The 24,232-nt window shown below is 72.8% G+C and carries 23 protein-coding genes; 10 read left to right on the forward strand and 13 right to left on the reverse strand.

The window, feature by feature from the left end:
* Window positions 1–10: 10 nt before the first annotated feature.
* Entirely contained in the window at window positions 11–1,357 is a 1,347-nt protein-coding gene (locus AB0K00_RS46945; protein WP_363536009.1) for an aspartate aminotransferase family protein, read from the reverse strand.
* 79 nt (window positions 1,358–1,436) lie between these two features.
* On the opposite strand from AB0K00_RS46945, the gene AB0K00_RS46950 reads away from it, so the two are divergent.
* On the forward strand, window positions 1,437–2,051 hold the full coding sequence (locus AB0K00_RS46950; RefSeq protein ID WP_363536012.1) for a pyridoxamine 5'-phosphate oxidase family protein: 615 nt from the start codon (window positions 1,437–1,439) through the stop codon (window positions 2,049–2,051).
* Window positions 2,052–2,103: 52 nt separating this feature from the next.
* Here the strand turns inward: AB0K00_RS46950 and AB0K00_RS46955 are convergent, their stop codons facing one another.
* Genes AB0K00_RS46955 through AB0K00_RS46965 form a run of 3 tightly spaced genes read right to left on the reverse strand, consistent with a single transcriptional unit; the run spans window position 2,104 to window position 4,438 of the window.
* The gene (locus AB0K00_RS46955; protein WP_363536014.1) at window positions 2,104–2,745 is read right to left on the reverse strand and encodes a hypothetical protein; all 642 of its coding nucleotides are present in this window, start codon (window positions 2,743–2,745) and stop codon (window positions 2,104–2,106) included.
* A 2-nt stretch (window positions 2,746–2,747) separates the two neighbouring features.
* Window positions 2,748–3,473, reverse strand: a complete 726-nt coding sequence (locus AB0K00_RS46960) for a methyltransferase (RefSeq protein WP_363536017.1) — start codon at window positions 3,471–3,473, stop codon at window positions 2,748–2,750.
* On the reverse strand, window positions 3,470–4,438 hold the full coding sequence (locus AB0K00_RS46965) for a zinc-binding dehydrogenase (RefSeq protein WP_363536020.1): 969 nt from the start codon (window positions 4,436–4,438) through the stop codon (window positions 3,470–3,472). The genes AB0K00_RS46960 and AB0K00_RS46965 overlap by 4 nt, the downstream gene beginning before the upstream one ends.
* Window positions 4,439–4,468: 30 nt before the next feature.
* Between AB0K00_RS46965 and AB0K00_RS46970 the strand changes: the two genes are divergently transcribed.
* Together AB0K00_RS46970 and AB0K00_RS46975 are read left to right on the forward strand one after the other, a co-directional pair.
* Complete coding sequence (locus tag AB0K00_RS46970) at window positions 4,469–5,242, forward strand: putative protein N(5)-glutamine methyltransferase (protein WP_363536023.1); 774 nt, start codon at window positions 4,469–4,471, stop codon at window positions 5,240–5,242.
* Between the two features lie 82 nt (window positions 5,243–5,324).
* Entirely contained in the window at window positions 5,325–6,059 is a 735-nt protein-coding gene (locus tag AB0K00_RS46975) for a serine protease (RefSeq protein ID WP_363536026.1), read from the forward strand.
* Between the two features lie 56 nt (window positions 6,060–6,115).
* On the opposite strand, the gene AB0K00_RS46980 is transcribed toward AB0K00_RS46975, so the two are convergent.
* On the reverse strand, window positions 6,116–6,610 hold the full coding sequence (locus tag AB0K00_RS46980) for a DUF892 family protein (protein WP_363536029.1): 495 nt from the start codon (window positions 6,608–6,610) through the stop codon (window positions 6,116–6,118).
* 163 nt (window positions 6,611–6,773) lie between these two features.
* Between AB0K00_RS46980 and AB0K00_RS46985 the strand changes: the two genes are divergently transcribed.
* Genes AB0K00_RS46985 through AB0K00_RS46995 form a run of 3 tightly spaced genes read left to right on the forward strand, consistent with a single transcriptional unit; the run spans window position 6,774 to window position 10,137 of the window.
* A complete protein-coding gene (locus AB0K00_RS46985; protein WP_363536031.1) occupies window positions 6,774–8,174 on the forward strand; it encodes a cellulase family glycosylhydrolase in 1,401 nt (466 codons plus the stop codon).
* A 14-nt stretch (window positions 8,175–8,188) separates the two neighbouring features.
* Window positions 8,189–9,571, forward strand: a complete 1,383-nt coding sequence (locus AB0K00_RS46990; protein WP_363536034.1) for a bifunctional 3-(3-hydroxy-phenyl)propionate/3-hydroxycinnamic acid hydroxylase — start codon at window positions 8,189–8,191, stop codon at window positions 9,569–9,571.
* 8 nt (window positions 9,572–9,579) lie between these two features.
* Window positions 9,580–10,137: an RNA 2'-phosphotransferase gene (locus tag AB0K00_RS46995; RefSeq protein WP_363536037.1), complete on the forward strand. Its 558-nt coding sequence runs from the start codon at window positions 9,580–9,582 to the stop codon at window positions 10,135–10,137.
* Here AB0K00_RS46995 and AB0K00_RS47000 read toward each other — a convergent pair.
* Window positions 10,090–10,509, reverse strand: a complete 420-nt coding sequence (locus tag AB0K00_RS47000; RefSeq protein ID WP_363536040.1) for a hypothetical protein — start codon at window positions 10,507–10,509, stop codon at window positions 10,090–10,092. The two genes, AB0K00_RS46995 and AB0K00_RS47000, sit on opposite strands and share 48 nt — an antisense overlap.
* Before the next feature lie 142 nt (window positions 10,510–10,651).
* Here AB0K00_RS47000 and AB0K00_RS47005 point away from each other — a divergent pair, with 142 nt between their 5' ends.
* Window positions 10,652–12,412 (forward strand): DEAD/DEAH box helicase, encoded by a 1,761-nt coding sequence (locus AB0K00_RS47005; protein ID WP_363536043.1) that lies wholly within the window; start codon window positions 10,652–10,654, stop codon window positions 12,410–12,412.
* Between the two features lie 553 nt (window positions 12,413–12,965).
* Here AB0K00_RS47005 and AB0K00_RS47010 read toward each other — a convergent pair.
* The 6 genes from AB0K00_RS47010 to AB0K00_RS47035 form a co-directional block, all read right to left on the reverse strand.
* Window positions 12,966–13,364, reverse strand: a complete 399-nt coding sequence (locus AB0K00_RS47010) for a hypothetical protein (protein WP_363536047.1) — start codon at window positions 13,362–13,364, stop codon at window positions 12,966–12,968.
* A gap of 87 nt (window positions 13,365–13,451) precedes the next feature.
* Entirely contained in the window at window positions 13,452–14,669 is a 1,218-nt protein-coding gene (locus AB0K00_RS47015) for an adenylosuccinate synthetase (protein WP_363536050.1), read from the reverse strand.
* Between the two features lie 2 nt (window positions 14,670–14,671).
* Window positions 14,672–15,634, reverse strand: coding sequence for a hypothetical protein (locus AB0K00_RS47020; RefSeq protein ID WP_363536053.1), 963 nt, complete (start codon window positions 15,632–15,634; stop codon window positions 14,672–14,674).
* A gap of 14 nt (window positions 15,635–15,648) precedes the next feature.
* The gene (locus tag AB0K00_RS47025) at window positions 15,649–16,596 is read right to left on the reverse strand and encodes a serine/threonine protein kinase (RefSeq protein WP_363536056.1); all 948 of its coding nucleotides are present in this window, start codon (window positions 16,594–16,596) and stop codon (window positions 15,649–15,651) included.
* Entirely contained in the window at window positions 16,593–17,339 is a 747-nt protein-coding gene (locus AB0K00_RS47030) for an NUDIX domain-containing protein (RefSeq protein WP_363536059.1), read from the reverse strand. The genes AB0K00_RS47025 and AB0K00_RS47030 overlap by 4 nt, the downstream gene beginning before the upstream one ends.
* A 198-nt stretch (window positions 17,340–17,537) precedes the next feature.
* Window positions 17,538–19,292, reverse strand: a complete 1,755-nt coding sequence (locus AB0K00_RS47035) for a BTAD domain-containing putative transcriptional regulator (protein WP_363536062.1) — start codon at window positions 19,290–19,292, stop codon at window positions 17,538–17,540.
* A 106-nt stretch (window positions 19,293–19,398) separates the two neighbouring features.
* Here AB0K00_RS47035 and AB0K00_RS47040 point away from each other — a divergent pair, with 106 nt between their 5' ends.
* A complete protein-coding gene (locus tag AB0K00_RS47040; RefSeq protein ID WP_363536065.1) occupies window positions 19,399–19,521 on the forward strand; it encodes a hypothetical protein in 123 nt (40 codons plus the stop codon).
* A 71-nt stretch (window positions 19,522–19,592) separates the two neighbouring features.
* On the opposite strand, the gene AB0K00_RS47045 is transcribed toward AB0K00_RS47040, so the two are convergent.
* On the reverse strand, window positions 19,593–19,958 hold the full coding sequence (locus tag AB0K00_RS47045; RefSeq protein WP_363536067.1) for an MmcQ/YjbR family DNA-binding protein: 366 nt from the start codon (window positions 19,956–19,958) through the stop codon (window positions 19,593–19,595).
* A 170-nt stretch (window positions 19,959–20,128) separates the two neighbouring features.
* On the opposite strand from AB0K00_RS47045, the gene AB0K00_RS47050 reads away from it, so the two are divergent.
* A complete protein-coding gene (locus AB0K00_RS47050; RefSeq protein ID WP_363536070.1) occupies window positions 20,129–23,455 on the forward strand; it encodes a DUF4132 domain-containing protein in 3,327 nt (1,108 codons plus the stop codon).
* Window positions 23,452–24,141: a hypothetical protein gene (locus AB0K00_RS47055; protein ID WP_363536072.1), complete on the forward strand. Its 690-nt coding sequence runs from the start codon at window positions 23,452–23,454 to the stop codon at window positions 24,139–24,141. Before AB0K00_RS47050 ends, AB0K00_RS47055 begins: the two co-directional genes overlap by 4 nt.
* Window positions 24,142–24,232: the final 91 nt, after the last annotated feature.

The raw sequence follows: 24,232 nt of genomic DNA on the forward strand, positions 1-24,232 counted from the left end.
GCCATCCGGGTCAGGCCACGTAGGCGTCGGCGGCGTCGAGGGCGTCGTCGATCGCGTCGATGCCGCGCAGCAGCTCCTCCTCGGTGACGACCAGCGGCGGCACCACGTGCACCCGGTTGAAGTGGGTGAACGGCCAGACCCCGCGGGCCTTGCACGCGGCGACGACGTCGGCCATCGGCTTCGCGGCGGCGCCGGACGCGTTGTAGGGCACCAGCATCTCGCGGGTCTCCCGGTCGCGGACCAGCTCGATCGCCCAGAACAGGCCGAGGCCGCGGACCTCACCGACGGACGGGTGCCGGTCGCGGAGCTTCTCCAGGCGCGGCCCGACGACCCGCTCGCCGAGGTCCCGGACCCGCTCGGGGATCCGCTCGTCGCGCATCACCTCGATCGTGGCGATCGCGGCGGCGCACGCCAGGGGGTGCCCGGAATACGTGAGCCCACCGGGGAACGGGCGGTCGGCGAAGGTCTCGTAGACCTTCTCGCCGAGGATGACCCCGCCGAGCGGCACGTAGCCGGAGTTGACGCCCTTCGCGAACGTGATGAGGTCCGGGACCACATTCCACCGGTCGACGGCGAACCACTCGCCGCACCGGCCGAACCCGCTCATCACCTCGTCGCAGATGAGCAGCGCCCCGTGCCGGTCGCACAGCTCGCGGACCCCCGCGAGGTAGCCGGGCGGCGGCACCAGGATCCCGTTGGTCCCGACGACCGACTCGACGATGACGGCGGCGACGGTGTGCGGCCCCTCGAACGTGAACACCTCCTCGAGGTGCTGCAACGCCCGCTGGGTCTCCTGCTCGGGGCTGTCGGCGTGGAACGACGAGCGGTAGGGATACGGCCCGAAGAACCGCACGACCCCCGGCATCGCGGGCTCGTTCGCCCAGCGGCGCGGGTCGCCGGTCAGCGTGATGGATCCGGTGGTGGCGCCATGGTACGACCGGTACGCGGCCAGGATCTTGTGCCGGCCGGTCGTCAGCCGGGCCATCTTCACGGCGTGCTCGTTGGCCTCGGTGCCGCCGTTGGTGAAGAACACGTGCGACAGGTCGCCGGGCGCCACCTCCGCGATGAGGCGGGCGGCCTCGCTGCGGGTCGGGTTGGCGAAGCTCGGCGCGATCGTGCACAGCGCCGCCGCCTGCTCCTGGATCGCGGCGACGACCTTGGGATGCTGGTGCCCGAGGTTGAGGTTGACCAGCTGCGAGGAGAAGTCGAGGTATCTGGTGCCCTCGGCGTCCCAGAACGTGCTGCCGAGGCCGCCGGTGACGACGACCGGGTCCAGCGAACGCTGCGCCGACCAGGAGTGGAAGACGTGCGCGCGGTCGTCACGGTAGGCGTCGGCTTCGGAGGTGTGTCCCGTCATGAGCCGACGCTAATGGCACACGTCCGCCCGTACAATATCTTCACTGTTACAGCTTGTTACTCGCCTTATCCTTGAGATCATGCAGATCACCTCGATCGCCGAACTGGAGGACCTGCTCGGGTCGCCGATGCCCCGGGCCGTGACCAAGGAACGCAACACCCTCACTGACACCGACCGGGACTGGCTGGCGCTGTCGCCGTTCGTCCTCGTCGCCACCTCTGACGCGGACGGCAACTGCGACGTCTCGCCCAAGGGCGACCCGCCCGGCTTCGCGCACGTGATCGACGACCGCACGATCGCGATCCCCGAGCGTCCCGGCAACCGCCGCGCCGACGGCTTCCACAACATCCTCGCCAACCCGCACGTCGGCCTGATCTTCCTGATCCCCGGCCGCCGCGAGACGCTGCGCATCAACGGCCGTGCCCGGCTGCTCAGCGCCGCCCCGTGGTTCTCCGAGATGGTCGTGGAGGGGCACGAGCCGATCCTGGCCCTGGTCGTCGACATCGACACGATCTTCTTCCACTGCCAGAAGGCGTTCATGCGGTCGCAGCTGTGGAAGCCGGCGACCTGGACTCCCGAGGCGCTGCCGTCGCACGCGAAACTCATCAAGAGCGTCCAGAACACCACGGAGACGGTGGAGGAGCTCGAGGCGTACTACGCCGAGGACCGCTACAGCCGCGGCCTCTACGCCTGACGCGCCGCCGGGGCACAACCCGGAGGCGCGTGCCGCCGCACCGGGTTGTGCCTCACCGCCGCCGCAGCGCCTTGTCCATGCCCTGCCGGACCGGGCCCGGGAAGGTCTCGGCGGTCAGGTCCGGCGCGAAGTCGCAGGACACGAACCGGGCGAGGGAGCCGCCGAGCTGCTCGCCCGCGACGAGGACGAGCCGCGGGTTGCGGGCCGCGACCAGCAACGCCTCGAGCGCCTTCGGGTCCTTCCAGTGCGCGAGGTCGACGATGCCGGTGCGGCACGAGTCCATGTCCTGCGGGTCATCGGCGAACATCGCGGCGAGGCGTTCCGCGCGCCAGTCCCAGGCCAGTGTTCCCGTCACCCGCAGCGACTCCAGGAACACCGCGGGCGGGCGGTACCCGTGCACCTCGACGTAGTGGAAGATCATCGCCGGGGCGGCGTACACCTCGCCGTCGTGAGCGTAGTAGTGGTATTCGCCGTTCCCCTCCGACACCGGGCTGCTCCCGCACCACTCGCAGTCGTGCCAGCCACGCGTCAGGTTGGTGGGGCCCAGCGAGGCAGCGCGGAGCCGGTGCAGGTCGGCGTCCGTCACCGGCACGTTCGAGTCCTGCAGCCCGCGCTCGCGGCCCAGCCAGCCGACCGTGCGCATGTCGAGCGGGAACTGCCGATACATGTACGGCGAAAGGTCCGGATATTCCATGGCTACCGCCTCGCGTGGATCAGGAAACGATGGGCGTGCGTGCCGATCGGGCGGCCGGCCGCGTGCAGCCGGCGCAGGGCGTCGTCGTAGCGTTCGACGGTGAAGTCAGGGACCTGCCAGGTCACCATGCGCAGCTGGAACACCAGCGCACCGACGTCGGCGAACGTGACCGCCGGGTGTTCCTCGCGGACGTCCAGCAGCGTGAACCCGGCCGCGGTCAGGGCGGCGCCGGCGCTCGCCGCGTCCCAGCTGCCCGGAGGGTACGCCGGTGGCGCGCCGAGCGCGGTGTTCAGCGAGGTGCAGTCGTCGCTGCCGACCTGCTGGGTGAGGAGCAGGCCGCCGGGGCGCAGGAGCCGGGCCAGCTCGCCGGCGTCGCAGGCGCCGTGCCGGTTCAGGACGAGGTCGAACCCGGCGGCCGGCAGCGCCGTGGTGGACTGCCGGACGGTCACGCCGAGCGGGGTGAGCCGGTCCGTGGCGATGCGGACGTTCGGCGGCCACGCCTCGCTCGCGACCGCGTGCGGCGGCAGCGGCGCCAGGCTCGCCAGGAGCTCCCCGCCGCCGGTGTCGACGTCCAGCAGCGACGACGCGTGGCCGACCAGGTCGCGGGCGAGCTCCGGGTAGGACCAGGACAGCTCGCCGCCGTGTGTCCGGCCGCGCAGCCACCCGAAGTCCCAGCCCTCGACCGGCGCGGCCGTGGCCTCGGCGATGAGCTCCTCGTAGGTGCTCACGGCAGGACGACGAGCTTGCCGACCTTTGTGCCGAGCTCCAGGTCGGTGTGGGCGAGCCGGATGTCGTCCATCGGATACGTGTGGACCGGGCCGAGCGTGACCTCGCCGGAGGCGATCCGGTCCAGGTACCGCTGCAGGACCGCGGCGGGCAGGTCGCTGGCCTCGCCGCCATACGCGGTCAGCCGCACCCCGGTGGGCAGGTAGCCGATCGGGTAGAAGTCGCGGACCAGCCACTCGTTGGACAGCATGCCGGTGAAGCACACGGTGCCGTGCACGCGGGTGGCGGCCAGGGTGTCCGGCAGGGTGGGGGTGCCGACGAGCTCGAGGGCCGCGTCGACACCGTCCGGGAACAGCGCCCGGACCTGTGCGGCGACCGTGCCGTCGTCGACGAGCGGGTGGGTGACGCCGACGGCCGACAGCGCGGCCCGCCGGTCCGGCGAACGGGTGGTCGACAGGACCGTCGCGCCGAGGTCGCGGGCGAGCGCCGCCGCGGCCAGGCCGACCGACGAGGTGCCGCCGCGGATCAGCAGCGTCTGACCGGCCCGCAGGTCCAGGCCGGTGGTCAGCGAACCGTACGCGGTCTGCAGCGTCTCGGGCACGGCGCCGATCGCCGACCAGGGCAGTTCGGACCCGAACGGGATGACCTGGGCGGCGGGCACGACCGTGTATTGCGCGTAGCCGCCGTCGAACGTGCGGCCCATGCCGCCCATCATCGTGGCGACCTGCTGCCCGGGGGTCAGGTCGGTGCCGTTGACGTCGTCGAGGACGCCGACCGCCTCGATGCCCGGGACGCGCGGGAAGACGACACCCTCGGCGTATCCGAGGCGGGTGTGCAGCTCGGAGCGGTTGAGCCCGAACGCCTCGACCCGGATCCGGACCCAGCCGGGCGGCGGCTGCGGCGTGGGCACCTCGACGAGCTGAAGGTTCTCGATCGGGCCGGGGCCGGACAGCATGACTGCGCGCACACGTCAGCGTAGCAACGGCTACAGTGCGGCGTGCCCACTGTGACCGAGCGGTTGCGCGCCGCCGGGTGCGTGTTCGCCGAGGACGAGGCGGCGCTGCTGACCGAGGCGGCCGCCGGTGACGCCGCGGTGCTGGACCGGCTCGTCGAGCGCCGCGTCGCCGGGCATCCCCTGGAGTATCTCGTCGGGTGGGCGATGTTCGCGGGGGAGCGGTTCGTCATCGCCGACGGGGTGTTCATCCCGCGGCACCGCACCGAGCTCCTCGCCGTCACCGCCCGCGCGATGATCCACAGTGGGCAGACGGTGCTCGACCTGTGCTGCGGCACCGGGGCGCTGGGCGCGACCGCCACCCGTGGCCGCACCGGCGTCCGCCTGGTCGCGGCCGACGTCGACCCTGCCGCGGTCGCCTGCGCGCGCCGCAATCTGCGGGGCGCCGAGGTGTACGAGGGGGACCTTTTCGACGCGTTGCCGCGGGACCTGCGCGGGCGGGTCGACGTGCTCCTGGCCAATGTGCCGTACGTGCCGACGGATCAGATCGCGTTCCTGCCCGAGGAGTTCCGGGTGCACGAGCGGCGGGCCGCCCTCGACGGCGGTGACGACGGCCTGCGCGTGCTGCGGCGGGTCGCGGCGCAGGCGCCGGGCTGGCTGGCGCCCGGCGGGCAGTTGCTGACCGAGGCCGGCGACGCGCAGCTGGAGGCCGCGCACGGCGTCCTGCGCGACGCCGGGCTGGAGCCACGGACCGTCACCGACCCGGAGACCGAGACCAGCATCGTCGTCGGCAGTATGAGCCGGACGATATATCCATAGACATCGAATCGATGGATAGCATCCTCCCCATCATCCAACTCGTTGGGGAGGCTCCCGGATGGTACGAAGGCTCCTGGCGGTCATGACCGCTGTCATTGCCGTGCTCGGTGTCCTGCCGGGCGTGGCGCACGCCCAGCAGGACGTCGTCGGCGGCACCCGCGCGGCGCAGGGCGAGTTCCCGTTCATGGTGCGCCTGTCGATGGGCTGCGGCGGTGCGCTGTACAGCCCGCGGCTGGTCCTCACCGCGGCGCACTGCGTCAACGGCACCGGCACGAACACCAGCATCACCGCGACGCTCGGCGTGGTCGACCTCCAGTCGTCCAGCCGGATCCAGGTCCGGTCCAACTACGTGTACCGGGCACCCGGGTACAACGGCAACGGCAAGGACTGGGCGCTGATCCGGCTCGCCTCGCCCGTCAGCGGCCTGGCCACCCTGCCGATCGCGACGACCACCACGTACAACACCGGCACCTTCACCGTCGCGGGATGGGGCGCGGCGCGGGAGGGCGGCGCACAGCAGCGCTACCTGCTCAAGGCGACCGTGCCGTACGTGGCGGACTCCACCTGCGACAACTCCTACCCGGACCTGATCCCGAACGACGAGATCTGCGCCGGCTACGCGGCCGGTGGCACCGACACCTGCCAGGGTGACTCGGGCGGCCCGATGTTCCGCCGCGACGCGTCCAACGCCTGGATCCAGGTCGGCATCGTCAGCTGGGGCAACGGCTGCGCCCGCCCGAACTACCCGGGCGTGTACAGCCAGGTGAGCACCTTCGCCTCGGCGATCGCCTCGGCCGCGGCCAGCCTCGGCGGCTGACCGGCCGGGTGCGAGGACCGGAGGGGGCCCGATGTCGGGGTCCCCTCCGGGACGGCTCAGACGCTCATCGCCACGCGCTGCCCGAGCTCGTGGCTGATCCGCTCGAACGTGCCCGCGTTCTCCTGCTTCTGCACCAGGTTGGTCTGCAGGATCTGCGCGCACTGCATCTCGCCCATGAGCAGGGCCTTGTCGATCAGCCCGCGGTAACCGGCGATGCCGAAGTGGGCCAGCTTCGTCTCCGCGTCGACGGCGTAGATCTCCATCGCCTCGGTGGAGGGCCGCTGTCCGGAGAACGCCTGAAACTCCGCGCGCATCCCGTCGAGCGTCATGCACGGCACCTCGGCCGGCTCCATCTCCATCATCGCGAAGCACGTCTCGATGTTCTGGATCTTCTGCTGCCCCTGTTGCTGCTGGGCGCGCAGGATCTGTGCGAGGGGGCTCTGCTCGGCCTGGTTGAGCATCTCGCCCACGAGGTGGTTGCTCTTGCGTTCGGCGTCGTACATGCCGGACAGCTCGTAGAGGAACAGGTCGGACGGGTTGTCGATGGCCATCTACTTCTCCTGCCTGGGTGCGATCCGTGCGGTACGGGGCGGCAGCTACCCGGCGCTGGAACTTTCACACCGCCCACGCCGCCTACCTGCGGCTGATTGATGACATCGTTGACGGCCAACTGAACCGCTTCATACGGTGCCCCCGACTTTAGGGAGGCACTTCATGAGGACGCGGATCACCCTCGCGGCCGCCGCCGCGCTGGCAGTCGTGGTGTCGGTGCTCGTCGCCGTGCAGCCGGCGCAGGCGGCGACCGGCTTCACCGTCAGCAACGGCCGGCTCTACGACGCCAACGGCACCGAGTTCGTCATGCGCGGCGTCAGCCACGCACACACCTGGTACCAGACGCAGACCAGCTCGTTCGCCAACATCAAGGCGCTGGGCGCCAACACCGTCCGGGTCGTGCTCGCCACCGGCGACCAATGGGCAAAGAACGACACCGCCGACGTCGCCAACGTCGTGTCGCTGTGCAAGGCCAACCGGCTCATCTGCGTCCTGGAGGCGCACGACACCACCGGCTACGGCGAGCAGAGCGCGGCGGTCTCCCTCGACAAGGCCGTCGACTACTGGCTGAGCATCAAGAGCGCGCTCGTCGGCCAGGAGAAGTACGTCATCGTGAACATCGGCAACGAGCCCTACGGCAACAACGCCGCCACCGTCGCCAACTGGACCACCGACACCGCCAACGCGGTCAAACGGCTGCGCAGCAACGGTTTCGAGCACACCATCATGGTCGACGCGCCCAACTGGGGCCAGGACTGGTCCTTCACCATGCGCGACAACGCGGCGACCGTCTTCGCCGCCGACCCGCTGAAGAACACCGTGTTCTCCATCCACATGTACGGCGTCTTCGACACCGCCGCGGAGATCAACGACTACCTCAACCGGTTCGTCACCGCGAAACTGCCGATCGTGGTCGGCGAGTTCGGCTTCAACCACTCCGACGGCAACCCCGACGAGGACACCATCATGGCGACCGCGCAGTCGCTGAAGCTCGGCTACCTCGGCTGGTCGTGGAGCGGCAACGGCGGCGGCGTCGAATACCTCGACATGGTGACCGGCTTCAACCCCGCGCAGCTCACCAGTTGGGGCGAGCGCATCTTCAACGGCGCCAACGGCATCAAGGCCACCGCTCGCGAGGCGACCGTGTACGGGGGCGTGACCTCCCCGTCGCCGTCCCGCTCGTCGGTGTCGCCCTCGCCGTCGCGGTCCACGTCCACCTCGCCGTCGCCGTCGAACTCACAGCCCGCCGGCGCCTGCAAGGTCGTCTACAGCGTCGTCGGGCAGTGGCCGGGCGGCTTCCAGGGCGACGTGAAGGTGAGCAACACCGGCACCACCCCGGTCAACGGCTGGAAGCTCGCCTGGTCCTACGCCAACGGCCAGGTCCTCACCCAGTCGTGGGGCGCCACCTACGCCCAGTCCGGCGCGGCGGTCACCATGACCAACGTGAGTTACACGGCGAGCATCCCCGCCGGTGGCACCGTGACGTTCGGGTTCCTGTCCAACTGGAGCGGCACGAACACCGCGCCGGCCGTGTTCACGCTCAACGGGACCCGCTGCGCATGACGTAGTGTCGCCGCGTGGATCCAGTGGTGATCGTGGGGGCGGGGCCGGTCGGCGCCGCCGCCGCGATCCTGCTCGCCCAGCGCGGCGTGCCGTGCCTGCTGCTGGACCGCCACCCGACGCCGTACCCGCTGCCCCGCGCCGTCCACGTCGACGACGAGGTCATGCGGATCCTGCAGGAGCTCGGGATCGCGGCCGGGTTCGCCGCGGTGAGCCGCCCCGGCCTCGGCCTGCGGCTGCTCGACGGCCGGCACCGCGTCATGGCCGAGTTCCGCCGCGACCCCGCCCCCGGGCCGCACGGCTGGCCGCAGGCCAACATGTTCGACCAGCCCGACCTGGAGCGGCTGCTGCGGGCCAGGGTCGCCGAGCTGCCGCTGATCGAGTTCCGCGGCGGCGTCACCGTCACCGGGGTCACCTCCACCTCGGTCACGCTGGATGACGGCACGACGATCGCGGCGTCGGCGGTCCTCGGCTGCGACGGCGCCAACAGCACCGTCCGCACGCTCATCGGCGCGACCCTGGAGGACCTCGGGTTCGAGGAGCGGTGGCTCGTCGTCGACGGCGTCACCGGCCGGGACCTCGACGCCTGGGGCGGCGTGCACCAGGTCTGCGACCCGCGTCGCGCGGCGACCTTCATGCAGCTGGGTCCGCGTCGGTACCGGTGGGAGTTCCGGCTGCACGACGGCGAGTCCGATCTCGACGTCCCGGCGCTGCTGACCCCGTGGCTCGCCGGGACCCCGGTGACGGTGGTGCGGGCCGCGCAGTACACGTTCCGGGCCAGGATCGCCTCCACGTGGCACCGCGGCCGGGTGTTCCTGCTCGGCGACGCGGCGCACCAGACCCCGCCGTTCATCGGCCAGGGACTCGGCGCCGGGCTGCGTGACGCCCACAACCTGGCGTGGAAGCTGGCAACGGGCAGCCCGGCCCTGCTGGAGTCGTACCAACGCGAACGAAAACCACACGCGAAGGCCCAGATCCGGCTGGCCGTCGTGGCGGGCTGGGCGATGACAGGCGGTCAGGACCGGGCGGCGGCGGTGCGGCGGGTGGTGCTGGGCGCGGTGTGGCGGCTGCCCGGGCTGAAGGGCCTTGCGCTGCGCTCCACCAGCCCACCGCTGAAAGGCGTCGGCCGGGGCAGGCGCGGCGGCACCCTCGCGCCGCAGCCGGCCGTCGTGTGGCAGGGCCGCACGGTGCCGCTCGACGAGGCCCTGGGTGACGGCTGGGCGCTGCTGTGCCGCTCGGGCGTGCTCATGAAGCACGGCGGCGCGCGGGTGATCGTCGTGACGCCCGAGTTCGACCCGAGCGGCGTGCTGCGTCGCTGGATGGGCCGCCGGCGCGCGGTCCTGCTGCGCCCCGACCGCGTCGTGGCCGGGCTAAATGACTGGACGCCTGTCGCAGAATGAGAGCTGCGATGGACCACCAGCAGCTCGTCAAGATCAGTAAGCGGATGTCGAAGGCGCTGCGCCATGACCCCGCGCGGGTCGGCCTGACCCTCGATCCGGCCGGCTGGGTCCCCGTCGAGGTGTTCCTGAGCGCCATGGGCATCTCCCGCGCCGACCTCGACGAGGTCGTCGCCGGCAACGACAAGCAGCGCTACGCCGTGGAGACCGGCCCCGACGGGGTCGAGCGGATCCGCGCCAACCAGGGTCATTCGGTCCCGGTCGAGCTGGGCCTGGTCCCGCAGGAGCCGCCGGAGGTGCTCTTCCACGGCACCGGCAGCGCGGCCCTGGAGTCGATCCGGGCGACCGGGCTCAACCGCGGCGGCCGCCACCACGTGCACCTCTCATCCGACGCGGACACCGCCCGCCGGGTCGGCACCCGCCGCGGCGGCGCCGTCGCGATCCTCACCGTCCGGGCGGGGGAGATGGCCCGCGCCGGGCACGTGTTCTACGTCTCCGGCAACGGCGTCTGGCTCACCGACTCAGTGCCGCCCGTGTTCATCCAGCCGCTTCGCGAGGAGCTGCTGTAAGGGGATGGACTCGCCGTCGCGGGCGCCCTCGCCGACGATCAGCCGCGGTGCCTGCGGCTGCGGCGTCACCCCGGTCAGCCAGCCCGTCGCGCTCGGCGGCACCAGCAGCGAGTAATACCGGCCGTCGTCACCCACAGCGATGGTGCGGTCACTGTTGAGGTGCCAGCCGCGCAACGGCGTACGGTAGGAACGTCCGCTGTAGGAGCGGGCGCGCAACGGCTCGGTCGGCAGCCCAGCCACCCGGGCGTCCGTGACGAACTGCTTGATGAGGGCCATCGCCAGCTCGGTCTCCGCGGCGCGCCGCCGGTCGAGCTCTGCGGCGTGGTGCGCCACCGCACGGGCTCTCTGGGACTGCCAGTCGTCGTCGGCCACCCGCTCGTTGTACCAGTCGGCCGGCGCCGCACCCGCGCCCGGGGCTGGTCGCAGATCACAGCGGGGTGCACCGCACCGGCGGCTGGAGCCCGGGCCTGGGATGATAGAGACGCCACGAATGCCACGATTGAGGAGCACCACCGTGACCGCAGGCACCAATGAAGATACCGGCTTCGCCGAACTGGGCTTGCGGGACGAGCTGCTCAAGGCACTGACCACCCTCGGCTACGAGGAGCCGACCCCGATCCAGCGCGAGGCGATCCCGCCGATGCTCGCCGGCCGTGACCTGCTCGGCCAGGCCGCCACCGGCACCGGCAAGACCGCCGCGTTCTCGCTGCCGCTGCTGCAGACCATCCCCTCACCCGGCGGCGACAACCCCTCCGCGCTCATCCTCGTGCCGACCCGTGAGCTGGCCGTGCAGGTGTCCGAGGCGATCCACCGGTATGGCAAGGACCTCGGCACCCGCGTCCTGCCGATCTACGGCGGCCAGCCGATCGGCCGCCAGCTGCGCGCCCTCGAACAGGGCGTCGACGTCGTCGTCGCCACCCCGGGCCGCGCCCTCGATCACATCAGCCGTGGCACGCTGCACCTGCACGACCTGCGTGTCGTCGTCCTCGACGAGGCCGACGAGATGCTCGACATGGGCTTCGCCGAGGACATCGAGGCGATCCTGCAGGAGACCCCGGAGGACCGCCAGACGGTGCTGTTCTCCGCCACGATGCCGCCCCGCATCGACGGCCTGGCCCGCAGCCACCTCAACGACCCGGTCCGCATCCAGATCGGCCGCGAGCCCACCGCCGCCGGCGAGTCGCCGCTGGTGCGCCAGGTCGCCTATGTCGTCACCCGCGCGCACAAGCCGGCCGCCCTCGGCCGCGTCCTGGACGTCGAGGCCCCTGGCGCCGCCCTCGTCTTCTGCCGCACCCGTGACGAGGTCGACCAGCTCACCGAGACCCTCAACGGCCGCGGCTACCGGGCCGAGGCGCTGCACGGCGGTATGGGCCAGGAGCAGCGCGACCGGGTCATGGCCCGGCTGCGCAACGGCACCGCCGACCTGCTCGTCGCCACCGACGTCGCTGCCCGCGGCCTGGACGTCGAGCACCTCACCCACGTCGTCAACTACGACGTGCCGTCGGCCCCCGAGTCCTACGTGCACCGCATCGGCCGTGTCGGCCGGGCCGGCCGCGAGGGCGTGGCGATCACCCTCGCCGAGCCCCGCGAGCACCGCATGCTCAAGACCATCGAGCGCGTCACCAAGCAGCGCATCCTCATCGAGAAGGTCCCGACCGTCGCGGACCTGCGCGCCCGCCGCCTCGAGCTGACCCGCGCCGCCCTGCACGAGAGCCTCGTCGCCGACGACGCCGCCCTGTCGCAGTTCCGCGTCGTCGTGGAGACCCTCAGCGACGAGTTCGACCTGATGGAGATCGCCATCGCCGCGGTCAAGATCGCCCACGACGCGACCAGCATCGGCGACGGCGATCAGGAGGAGATCCCCGAGATCACCCTCCGCGCCCCCCGCGAGGGTGCCTTCGGGGACCGGGAGCGTCCCGGCGCCGGCGACCGCTCCGGCGACCGCTCCGGCCCGGGCCGCCGCGTCGCCGTCCGTGACGCCGAGGGCCGCGGCCGTGGCCGCGAGGCTGGTGGCCGGCGCGTCCCGGCGGGTGGCATGACCAGGCTCTTCGTCGGTGCCGGCCGGGCCGCTGGGATCCGACCGCAGGACCTGGTCGGCGCGATCACGGGCGAGTCGAGCCTGAGTGGGCGCGACATCGGTGCGATCGAGATCACGGACCGGTTCTCGCTGGTGGAGGTGCCGGAGGGTGCTGTTGACGAGGTCATCGACACCTTGCGGCGCACGACGTTGAAGGGCCGCCGGCCGGTTGTTCGGCGTGAGCGTTTCCAGCCCTGATCGTCCCCCAAGATCGTGTGGTCGTCTTTCTGTTGAGGTTCGCGTGGGGGTACGCCGCTTGGAGTGGTTCCTGGTGTAGGTCCTCGTAGGTCGGTGGTTCCGCGCAGCCTCCGGCCGCACGTATGGGTGGCGTGGTTGCGGTGTGTGCCGTGTCGAGGTGATGCCAAGCCAGGTCCGCACTCGCATGGTCCAGCGCCGTCGAGGTCGTCATTCGGTGGTGCCACACCGTCGCCAGTTTCGAAAAACGAACAACCCGAACGATCCGAGGGGTCAGGGCCCCGCAGATCTTTCGGGTTGTTCGACCGATGATCGATGGTTTTTGTCTTTTGACCAACGGCGGTGTTGTAGCACCGAATGATGCGCTCGACGGTGCTGGATCATGTGAGTTCGGACCTGGCTTGGCATCACCGCGACTACGGCACGGACGGTGACCGCGCTACCCCATCGCGCGGCCGGAGGCTGTGCGGAACCACCGACCTACGCGGACCTGCACCAGGAATCAGTCCAAGCGGATTACCCCCACGCGAACCTCAACCGCAAGGCAACCAGCGAATCAGAGCGACAGGCTCTCGCCAGGGAGCCGAAGAGCCAACGCGGCCCCGAGCGGCGGCGCGTCGAACTCGAACGTGGTGACCACCGTCGCGCCAGGACGCACGTCGACGGCGTTGGACGTACGCGGGAGAAGGACCACAGACCCCGCCGACACGCTGACATCCGCGGCGGCGACGTGCCGGAGCGCGCGACCCGTGTTGCTGAAGCGGACCGTGATGGCCATGTGGTCGCTGTCGAGCACGTCCACGTCCGTGACCACGGTCGCCGGCGGGCGGGAGCGCGGCGCCGACGGGCCGGCCTCCGCGAACGTGGGGGAGACGACCCCGATCGCGCCGCCGATCGCGAGGCCCGCCGTGGTGGCGAGCAGGACCGCGTTGAGCGCGCCGCGATCGAATCCCATGCCGTGTCCCCCTCGTTGCCGCCTTGTGCGGTTGCAGCGTCACACGGCGGTCTGAGGTTCAACTGTGGTGCGACTGAGGTGCGGGCTTCAGCATGTCAGCTGACCGGTGGTCATCGCGGCCGAATCGGTGGATGTCTTGTCCTCCGAGCGCGGACCCCGCGACTCCAACACCACCGGCGTCGCCAGCGCCTCGGAGACCGCGGTGGTCCAGTCGCGGACCGGGGCGAGGCGCGGCCGGCTGTCCAGCAGGGCGCGGGTCAGCCGCTCCTGCCGGTCGAGGTCGCCGGTGACGCCGCGAGTGGGGACGGTGCCGTCGTAGTCGACGCACAGCTGCAGCTGCGGGTTGGCGGCAGCGGTGTCGAGGTGGGTGAGGGCCAGGCCGTCGACGCCGCCGCAGACGTCGAGGGCGTAGCGGTGCGCGACGGCGTCGAAGTGGCCGACCCGGAACCCGCCCTGCCACGGGTTCGTGGGGTTGTTGGGATCGGTGATCGGCAGCGAGGGGTCCTCGGTGACCAGCGGCCCGGCGCCGTGGCGGGTGGTGAAGGTCCGCAGCACGCCGAGGCGGTAGGCGGGTTCGCCGCCCAGGAGCGCCTCGGCGTTGGCGAACGTGGTCGTGCTCCAGGTGGTGTACGGGTGGAAGCCGTGCCACTCGTCGAGCAGCACCCCCTGCGCGCCCTCGAACACGCACGGGCCCTCGATCCGCAGACCGTCCACGATGGACACGGTGGCGGCGAACGCGGTGTAGGCCTCCACACAGGCGTCCACCGGCGGTCCGTCCACATTGAGCACCGCCCGCAGTCGGCGCAGCTTCGCCCGCAGCACGGCCGGGGAGAGACAGTCGCCGACCCGGGGCGCGTCGTCCACATGCGACAGTGCGTACGCCATGGCCTCGCCGACGCCCATCCCGCAGGAGCCGTGCCGGTCGGCGCCGCGGGCCAGCTCGCGTGCCCGGTTGGCCTCCCGGTGGTACGGGGTGGACAGCAGCGCGGCACGGTCGACGGTGAGCCGCTGCCAGACGTCGTGGACGCCGAGACCCACCAGGTGGTCGGCCTCGGCGGCCAGGGCGAGGGGGTCGACGACCATGAACCGGGACAGGTGGGTCCGCACGCCGGGCCGGAACGTGCCCGACCCGAACTGTGCGAACGTGTGCTTGCGGCCGTCGCCGAGCACGACGGTGTGCGCGGCCTGGGCGCCGCCGTTGAAGCGGACCACGGTGTGCACGTCACGCGTGGCGCAGAGGTGGTCGACGACGGTCCCCTTGCCGCAGTCCCCGTATCCCAGGTCCACGACGATGACGTGCCCCATGGCTACAACCGTTCCACGGCGGTGGTGCCGGTCATCGCAGGCGCCGAGCCGGAGGCGAGCGGGGCCCGGTCGCCGCCGATGCGGGCCAGCGCCTTGCCCACGGTCGCGGTCGCCGCCGAGCCGACCTCGCGCAGGTCCTCGAGGCCCTCGTCCAGGTCGATGGTGTCCTCGCCGAGGCCGACGGTCAGCGCGATCGTCTCGCAGACCGCGTCGAGGTCGTCCAGGGCGATGACGTTCTGCCCGAGCAGGTCCTTCCAGAAGTCGAGGATGGTGGTGTTCCCCGCGTACGAGGAGCCGGCCGGCAGGATGTAGTAGGTGTCGTACATGCGGCGCACCTCGTCGACGATCGCCCGCAGCGCGATCGGCTCGCCGAGCTTGTCGCCGATGACGTCGCGGACCTCGCCGGGCTTGACCCGCCCGTAGGCCTGCTCGTCGCCGATGATGAACAGGTAGCCGCGCTTGCCGCGCTTCTCGTAGCAGTCGATGCTGGTGTGGCGGGCCATGAAGTACATGGCGAGCTCGTAGGACTCGGTCATCTGCCCGCCGCCGCCACCTTCGAGCACGAAGCGGCCGAGGTCGTCGTCGAGGCGGTTGTCGGACTCGAACTGCCCGACCTGCAGCGGCACCCGGTCGCACGTCGCGTCGCCGATCGCACCGAAGAGGATCTGCGGGTCTTTGACGTACCCCTTGCGCAGCAGCAATCCCAGCAACTGTGGCAGCTTCTGCTGCAGGACTCTCGGCACGGAACCCATCGAGCCGGTGACGTCGAACATGACGGCGATGGCGACCGAGTCGGGGTGCTCGTCGGAGTCGCGGCTCTCCCGCTTGCCGACGTCCTTCGGGTCGAGTGCACTGTGGACGGTGCGGGCGCCGGAGTCGCTGTAGGCGAACGCGCTGGCGCCGGTGGCACGACGGTAGCGGTCGGCGGCGTCGTAGACGTCGGTCGACCAGATTCCACTTCCCACGGGATTGCCCCTTTCTACAGGGTGAACGGTCGGAACTTGCGGGGGCCGTACAGGCGGTGCAGCAGGTCGTCGAGCTCGCCCAGCAGCTTCCAGGCGTCGTCGGGCCGCTGCCGCGGCGACGCGAGCAGGCAGCCGTCGGCGAAGCGCCGCAGGGCCTGCGGTGTGCGCTCGCCCATCAGGTCGGCCATGAGCCGGGCGGCCATGGCCAGGTCGGTGTAGGGGCCGGGGGCCTCGCGAGCGAGGACCTCGGCCGGGTAGTGGTCGCGGCGGTGCGGCACGATCGCGGGGATCCGATCGCCGGGCTCGGTGGTGCTGTAGCACCAGTCGACGAGCACCACGCCGTGGTCGCCGGGTTCGATGAGGACGTGCTCGGGCAGGACCGCGCCGTGCACGACCCCGGCGCGGTGCGCGAGGCCGAGGGCGACGAGCAGCCGCCGCCACATCCACGCCGCGTCGCGCGGGTCGAGCCCCGTCGGGCGGCGCTCGGCGACCTCGGCGAGGCTGTGCAGCCCCTTCGCCGTCGTCGCGAGCACGTTGCCGCGCCGCGTGGTGGTGCCGTCCTTGTGGCGGAACGAGTCCACCAGGCGCGGCACGTAGGGCAGGTATCGCGGGTCGCCGCGCTCGGCGACCTGCCGCAACGCCGTCGCCTCCCGGGCCATGAGGTCGTTGCACGCCGGGTCCCGGACGAGCTTCAGGTGCCCCTCCGGCACGGTGTACAGGTTGGCGAGGTCGCCCTCGAAGGCGAGGGTCGCGGTGGAGTAGACGCCCTTGGCGCTGCGGATCGTGCCGCGGTTGCGCCACAGGTCGGTGAGCCGGGCGAACGCCGCGGCGCCCTGCGGGCCGGCGGTGTCGGGGTGGGTGAGGCGGGCCAGCCGCCGGTAGGTGCCGGCCGGGTCGTCGCCGTCGAACAGGTCCGTACCCGCGGACTCGATCAGCGCGATCGCCTCGGCAGTGGTGGTCATCGGACCGTCTCCTCCCTACTGGGCATGAGCAGGGCTGGGTGCAGCAGCCGGGCGTCGCCGGCGCGGTAGAGCTTGGCCCGGGGACCGCCCCGCGCGCCGCCGCGCTCGGTGGTCGTGTTGGTGCTCTCGACGAACCCGGGGACCGACAGCACCTTGCGGTGGAAGTTGCCGGCGTGCAGCGGCTCGCCCCACACCGTCTCGTAGACGGCGCGCAGCTCGGCGATCGTGAACTCCTCGCCGACGAACCGGGTCGCCAGCGGCGTGTACTCGAGCTTCGACCTGGCCCGTTCGAGGCCGTCGGCGACGATCGTGCTGTGGTCGAAGGCGAGGTCGGCGGGGCGCTCGTCCATCGGCACCCAGGCGGCCTCGCGGGCGTCGGTGCCGGAGACGGGGTCGGGCAGGTCCGGCGCGAACGCCACGTAGGCCACCGAGAACACCCGCATGCGGGGGTCCCGGTCGGGCGCGCCGTAGGTGCCGAGCTGCTCCAGGTGCAGCCGCCGGTGTGCGGTGGCGACGCCGGTCTCCTCGGCGAGCTCCCGCGCGGCCGCGGTCGGCAGGTCCTCCCACTGGCCGACGAAGCCGCCGGGCAGGGCCCACATGCCCTCGCTCGGCGGGCAGGCGCGGCGCACCAGCAGCACGTTGAGTGCGCCGTTGCGGATCGTGAACGCCACGATGTCCACGGTCACCGCCACCGGCGGGTAGGCACGCGGGTCGTAGCTGGCGAGGAAGTCGGCGTCGTCCACCTGGAGTCCTTCTCAGATAGAGTATTTCTCGATCTGAGAACAACATACGTCCGGGGTGTCCGCGGCGCAACGACGTTTTCTGTCGGTCCTCCGTCAGGCGGGCCCGGCCCTCTGTCAGGCGGGCCCGGCCCTCTGTCAGGCGGGCCCGGCCCTCTGTCAGGCGGGCCCGGCCCTCTGTCAGGCGGGCCCGGTCCTCTGTCAGGCGCTGGCGAGGCGGCTGCGTAGGTGGTGGCCGTGCGCGGCGGACATCTGTGCGGCAACCGCCGAGCGGACCAGCTCGCTGCGGTGCCGCACTTTGCCGTCGGGGCCCTCCACGAGCAGATGGGCGTGGACCAGCCCGTCGACCGCCGCGAGGACCTCGTCGAGGTCGAGGCCGCCGATCGCGGCGAGCTGCTCGACCCGCAGCGGGCCGAGCGCCGCCGTAAGCCGCAGGACCTCCCACGCCGCCGGCGCCATCCACCGGGTCCGCTGCCGGGCCAGGTGCATCGCGACCGCCTCGCCGAGCGCCGGATCGCCGGTGCCGGCGCCGGGCCGCACGAGCGCCGGGATGCCGCCGCTGGCGGTGAGGGCGTCGACCGGCAGGTCGCGCTCGTCGAGCGGGTCGAGCCGCAACACCAGGTCCGCGTCGAGCGCGTGCAGCGGCCGGTCGGCGATCGCCGACGGGTAGCGGTAGGAGACCACGACCCGCGGGCCGCGCTCCCGCAGCCAGCGCAGCTCACTGACGGAGTCCGCGTCGAGATGCTCCGCGTCGTCGACGGCGATGACACAGCCGCGCAGGTCGGCGGCGATCGCATCGAGCTCGCCGGGGTGCAGCGTGCGCCGCTCGCCCATCGCCGCGTCGAGGGTACGGTCCGCGGCCCGGTCCAGCTGGTGCAACACCGTGCGCAGCCACCCCAGCCGCAACGCGCCGCCCGGCCCCGGCCCCCGTCCCAGCCCGACGCGGCCCGGCGCCTCCTCGCGCAGCCGGCCCAGCAGCGCCGACTTCCCGGCGCCGGCGGGACCGACGACGTGGATGACGCCGGGGCCGCCGGCGAGCGCCGCCAGTTCGGCCGCGCGGCCGACGAACGGCGGGTCGTCCGCTGCCGTGTCCGTGGACCGGGTGGTGTTCCTGCGGCGGTCGGCTTTACGGCGGTCCGCCGTGCGGCGGTCACCGTCCGCGCGTCCGCCGTCGCCCTCGTCGCCGGTGCTCTCGTGGGTCGTGGGGCTCGTGTTCGCCCGGGTGCCGGGCGTGTGCAGTTCGGCCAGGAGCCGGTCGCGCAGCGACGTCGTGTCGGCGGACGGGGTGATGCCCAGGTCGTCGGCGAGGGCGCGCCGGCACAGGTCGAACCAGCGGACCACCTCGTCGGCCCGCCCGAGGGCCGCCCCGGCCACCATCGCCAGGCGGTACCCGCGCTCGGTGAACGGCTCCAGCTCCGTCGCCTCGCGTGCCAGGCGCAACGCCCGGGCCGGATCCGCGGCGGCGGCCGGCTCGGCGAGGTCGAGCAGCGCCGCGACGAGGACCGCCTTGACCTCGGCTCGGGCGGGTGCGGCCCAGTCGGCGTACTCGTCCTCCGTGAACGGCAGCTCCGGCGCGAGCTCCACGATCCGCTCCCGCACGTCGAGCTGCCCCGGGCGGCGCTCCGCGACCTTCGCCGCGGCCCGCAGGTCGGCGAGGTCGAGACGGGCCCGGTCGGTGGCGAACACGTACCCACCGGCTCTGGTCACGATGAACGACCTGGCCGTGGGCACACCCGGCTGCAAGGCCCGCCGCAGCACCGACACGTAGTGCTCCAGCGCCGCCGTGGCGTTGCCGGGCAGGTCCGCGCCCCAGACCGCGTCGGCCAGGGCGTCCTTGGACTGGACCCGGTCATGCCGGGCGGCGAGCACCCCCAGTACCTGCCGGGCCCGCCGGGGTAGGTCGTCGCCGGTCATCCGCCGGCCGTCACCGTCGATGATCTCGATCTGTCCGAGCACGCGCACGTCCACAGCCGCCGCAATCGGCAGGGTCCCGCGCGGGTTGAGCGGTTCCCTTCAGACGGACCACAGGCCGGCTTCAGGCCGGCGTGGTTTCCTGCGCCGCATGAAGATCTTGGCCAGTGTCGTCCCGGCGGCCCGTCTCTCCTCGCGCATCGTGCTCGCGGCCTGCTTCGTTGCCGCGCTCAGTGCGGGTCTGGTGACCATGGTGGTGTCCGCGCTGCGATAGCGCATCCTTCGTCGGCGCATCCTTCGTCGGCGCGTCCTTCGTCAGCGCAGCGTTCGTCAGCGCGTCCTTCGTCAGCGCAGGGCGAGATCCAGGCGTGCCACGATCGGCCGTGGTGCGGTCATCCGCCATGCCTCGGTGATGAGGTCGCAGAGCTCGTCCTCGTGCGCCTTGCGCAGGCGCACCTGCACCCAGCCGACCCGGCCGGAGGCGTGTGCCTTCTTGTAGGCCCGCGGGTCGTCCTCGACGAGGGCCGCCTGCTCCTCGCGGGACGTCTTGACCAGCATGGTCCAGTCGTCCTCGCACAGATAGGCGAACCCGCGGTCGCGCACCCGGAAGCCGAGATGGTTGCCGTGCACGCGCTGCTCCACCTCGGGCAGCGTGAGGACCATCCGGAGCGCCTCGTCGACGCTCACCCCGCGGCTGGTTCGCAATCCCATGTCTGTAGGTGTAACAGGAGGGTCCGACACTTTTCCGAGGATCCGATTTTCCCCATTTGCTCATTTTCATGATCAAATGCGTTCTTGCAGCGTGCGACCGTCCCACCGAAATTGTCGGTGGGCGTCGTTATGGTGGCGCCCATCCGATCTGGATCACGGGGAGGCGGCGGATGGGCACGGTCGAGGACACGTTCGTCATGCCGTCCTCCTGGCTGCGCGCCATCAGGCCGCGGCGCGGCGGGGCACCCGCCGGGTTCAGCCCGGCCGAGACGTGGCCCGCCGACATCGCCACCCTGATCGCCAGGCGCCCCAGCGTGCGCACCTCGCTCACCGATTCCCGGACCCCCGCCGACGTCCGCGACGCTGGCCTGGCGCACCTCGACGGCGACGGCACCCCGCTCGGGGCGGCCGCCGTCGTCGCCGCCTACACCGGGCCGCCCGACGCGTCCAGCCGCGCTGCGGCCGCGGTGTTCGCCGACGGATGGATCGCCCGGCACGGGCTGCGGTTCGCGGTCGAGGCTGCCATGGAGCTGCAGGGCCTGGGCTACGGTGCCGACTGGGGGCCGTCGTCGTTGGCCGGAGAGCCCGTGGTGCGCCGCGTGCGCGGGTCTGACGGGGCCGACGCCGTCCTGACCAGGGTGCGGGCCGCGCTCGCCGCGGCGCCCGAGGAGGAGTATCGGCCGCTCGTCGAGCTGCTCCGGCAGTGGCGGGAGCGATCGGCGACGCACCGGGTCGTGGCGGCGTTCCTCGCGCCGACCGAGGCCGCCTGGGTCGACGAGGAGGTGCGCGGCCACCTCGGCGGCGACGACTGGCGCATCCTGTTGATGCTCGCGTCCGTGACCACCGTCGCGGACGCCGAGACGCTCGTGGGCGCGCACCCGCCGTGGGGCTTGCTCACCGACGCCGGGCTGCTGCACACGATCGCCGACGGGCTCGGCGTCGCCGCCGCGCCGCTGTTCGTGCGGTGGCTGGACCGGTTCGCGCCGTCCGCCGACGCCCGGCGGTCCCTGCTGTCGATCATCGCCGCGATGCCGACCGACGAGGCGTTCCAGGCCCTGGTGGACCGCCTGGACGACCGCCACGTCCCGGCCGCGCTGACCGAGGCGAGCGGACGGTTCCCGCGGCGGGCGGTGCGGCTGCTGGCGGAGTCCGCCTCCCGGCGCAGCGTCGCCGAGCGGCTGCGCACCCACGTCGCCGCGCACCGCGACGTCGCCGCCGAGGTCCTGCCGGCGTTGAGCGGAGCCGCCGCCGAGGTGCTGCCGGCGTTGAGCGGAGCCGCCGCCACCCGGGTCGCCGCCGCGCTCGACGCGCTCGACGCCCGCACCGTCGCTCCGCCGGAGGCGCTGCCGCCGCTGCTCGTCACGCCACCGTGGACCACCGCGCGGCAGTCCGCCCGCAAGCCCGCCGTCGTCCCAGGGCTGCGCTGCACCGACGAGCCCGCCGTGACCTGGGAGCCCGGGGAGCAGGCCGAGTGGCTCGACCGGGCGGGTGGCGCCGGTCAATGGGGGCGGCTGCGCTCCGACTGGCCCGCGCTCGCCCGGGACATCGACGCGGGCGCCTGCTCCTGGTTCGACACCTTCGGATTCTTCATGCACGCCCCGATCGACCTCGCCGGGCCGGTCGCCGCCCGCTGGCGTCCCAACCGGACCTGGGACGAGGAGCGCTGGTCGCCCGCGCTCATCGCCAGGTTCGGGGTCCTCGTCCTGCCGTTGATGCTGTCGCTCGCCGAGCGCGGTCCGGCCGGGATGCCGCTGCTGCTGCCGTTCACCGGGCCCGAGGTCGCCGCCGTCGCCGCCAAACGCCTCGGCGCCCGCGGATCGCGCGACCACGCGCTCGCCTGGCTGCGCCGGCACCCCGACGCCGCCTCCCGTGCCCTGGTGCCTGCCGCGGTCGGGCCGGCGGGATCCGCCCGCCGCGTCGCCGGGCAGGCGCTGCGCGCCGTCGCCGGGCTGGGCCGCCGCGACGCGGTCGAGGCCGCCGCCCGCGCCTGTGGCGCCGAGGCCGCCGCCGCGGTGACGGACCTGCTCGACGCCGACCCGCTCGACACGCTCCCGGCCCGGCCGCCGACGCTGCCGGACTGGGCCGACCCCGCCGCGCTGGCCCCGGTCGAACTGCGCGGCGGCGCCGGGACGCTGCCGGTCGACGCCGCCCGGCACGTGCTGACGATGCTCGCCATGTCCCAGCCGGCCGAGCCGTATGCCGGCCTGGCCGTCGTCCGCGAGGCGTGCACGGCGGCGTCGCTCGCCGGGTTCGCGGTGTCGCTGCTGGAACGCTGGATCGAGGCCGGCGCCCCACCCCGCGCCGGCTGGGTCCTCGAGGCACAGGCGGTCCTCGGCGACGACGAGACCGCTCGGCGGCTCGCCGGGCACATCCGCTCCTGGCCGGCCGAGGGCGCCCTCGCCAGGGCCACCGCGGCCGTCGACGTGCTCGCGAGGATCGGCACCGAGGGGGCGCTCACCCACCTGCACCGCCTCACCACGAAGGTCCGCACCCCGTCGGTGCGCGCCCGCGCCGAGCAGCGGCTCGCCGAGGTCGCCGAGTCCCTGGAGCTGTCCCCGGAGCGGCTCGCCGACCGGCTCGTGCCCGACCTCGGCCTCGACACCGCCGGCACGCTGGTGCTGGACTTCGGGCCGCGCCGGTTCACGGTCGGCTTCGACGAGCGGCTCAAACCGTTCGTCGCCGACGAGACCGGCGCCCGGCGCAAGGACCTGCCGAAGCCGGGCGGCCGCGACGACCCGGCCCTGGCACCCGCCGCCGCGAAACGCTTCACCCTGCTGAAGAAGGACGTGCGGATCGTCGCGGCCGAGCAGATCCCCCGGTTCGAGCGGGCAATGGTCCTGGGGCGGCGCTGGAGCGGCGCCGACTTCCACCGGCTGATCGCCGGGCACCCCCTCGTCCGGCACGTCGCGCGGCGGCTCGTCTGGGCGACCTTCGACACCACCGGCGCGCCGCTCCGCACGATGCGGCTGGCGGAGGACATGACCCTCGCCGGCGTTGACGACACGCCGGTGCCGGTGGCTGACGACGCGCTGATCGGCGTCGCGCACCCGGTGCACCTCGGCGACACGCTCGGCCGGTGGGCGGAGCTGTTCGCCGACTACGCGATCCTCCAGCCGTTTCCACAGCTCGGACGGGGCACCCACGGGCTCACCGCGCAGGAGCGCGACCGCGACACGCTGGCCAGGTTCGTCGGGGCGAAGGCGCCCAGCGGGCGGTTCGCCGGGCTGACCCGAGGTGCGTGGCGACGCACCGACGGCCTCCACGGCGACTGGGGCGGGATCGAGCGGGACCTCCCCGGCGGCCGGATTGCCGTCGTCGAGCTCGACCCCGGCCTGCACTACGGCGACGTGTCCGTCGACCCGGTCCAGACGGTCACCGCCGTGCGGGTCGAGACCGGGCACACCGGCGGGCGGGGCCGGCAGCGGGTGCCGCTCTCTGGCCTCGACCCGATCGGCGCCTTCGAGCTCGTCCGCGACCTGGAGGAAGCGACCGCATGACCGAGGACACCTGCACCACCCCGGAGCCGCGGCGGCACAGCATCCTGCCGCGCCGCGGCGGGCTGCCGGTCGCGGCGCGGCGCGGCGGGCCGTCGGTCGCGCCCCGGCGCGGCGGGCTGTCGGTCGCGCCCCGGCGCGGCGGGCTGTCGGTCGCGCACCGGCCGGTGGCGGGCGGGAAGGAGACGGCCGTGGCGAGCCTGTCCGGCGCCGTCGATCTGCGGGGCGCGCTGACCCGCCCGCCGATCCGGGCCGACCTCCGCGATGCCGGTCTGGCCTGCCTCGACGCCGGCGCGACCCATCCGTCAACCCGGGCCGGCCTCTGCGATGCCGGTCTGGCCTGCCTCGACGCCGGCGCGAACCATCCGTCGACCCGGGCCGGCCTCAGCGACGCCGGTCTGGCGTGCCGCGACGCCGGCGCGAACCGGCCCGGCGCTGGCGTGATCCCGCTCGGCGCGGCCGCTGTCACCGTGACCGCGGTCGGGTCGTCCGAGCACTGGTCCGGTGCGGTCAGCTCCGCGCATGCCGTCGGCGACGTGACGATGCTGTCGGAGCAGGCGTTCCTCGAAGTGTGGATCGTCGGTGCCGGCGAGACCAGGTGGACCCGGGACAGGCCGCACACGTTCGGCGAGCTCGACCCGGTTACCGTGTCCGAGATCATCAGAGACCTGCGGGAGGTCATGCAGTGAGTCCTGCGAATGCCGCGAGCGCCGCGAGTGCGGACCCGGCGGGCGAGCCGCTGCGCGACGGCACCACCGTGCAGCCGTCCCTGGACGGTCC

It is taken from the genome of Dactylosporangium sp. NPDC049525, from assembly GCF_040676755.1.
In the GTDB taxonomy this organism is placed as follows: domain Bacteria; phylum Actinomycetota; class Actinomycetes; order Mycobacteriales; family Micromonosporaceae; genus Dactylosporangium.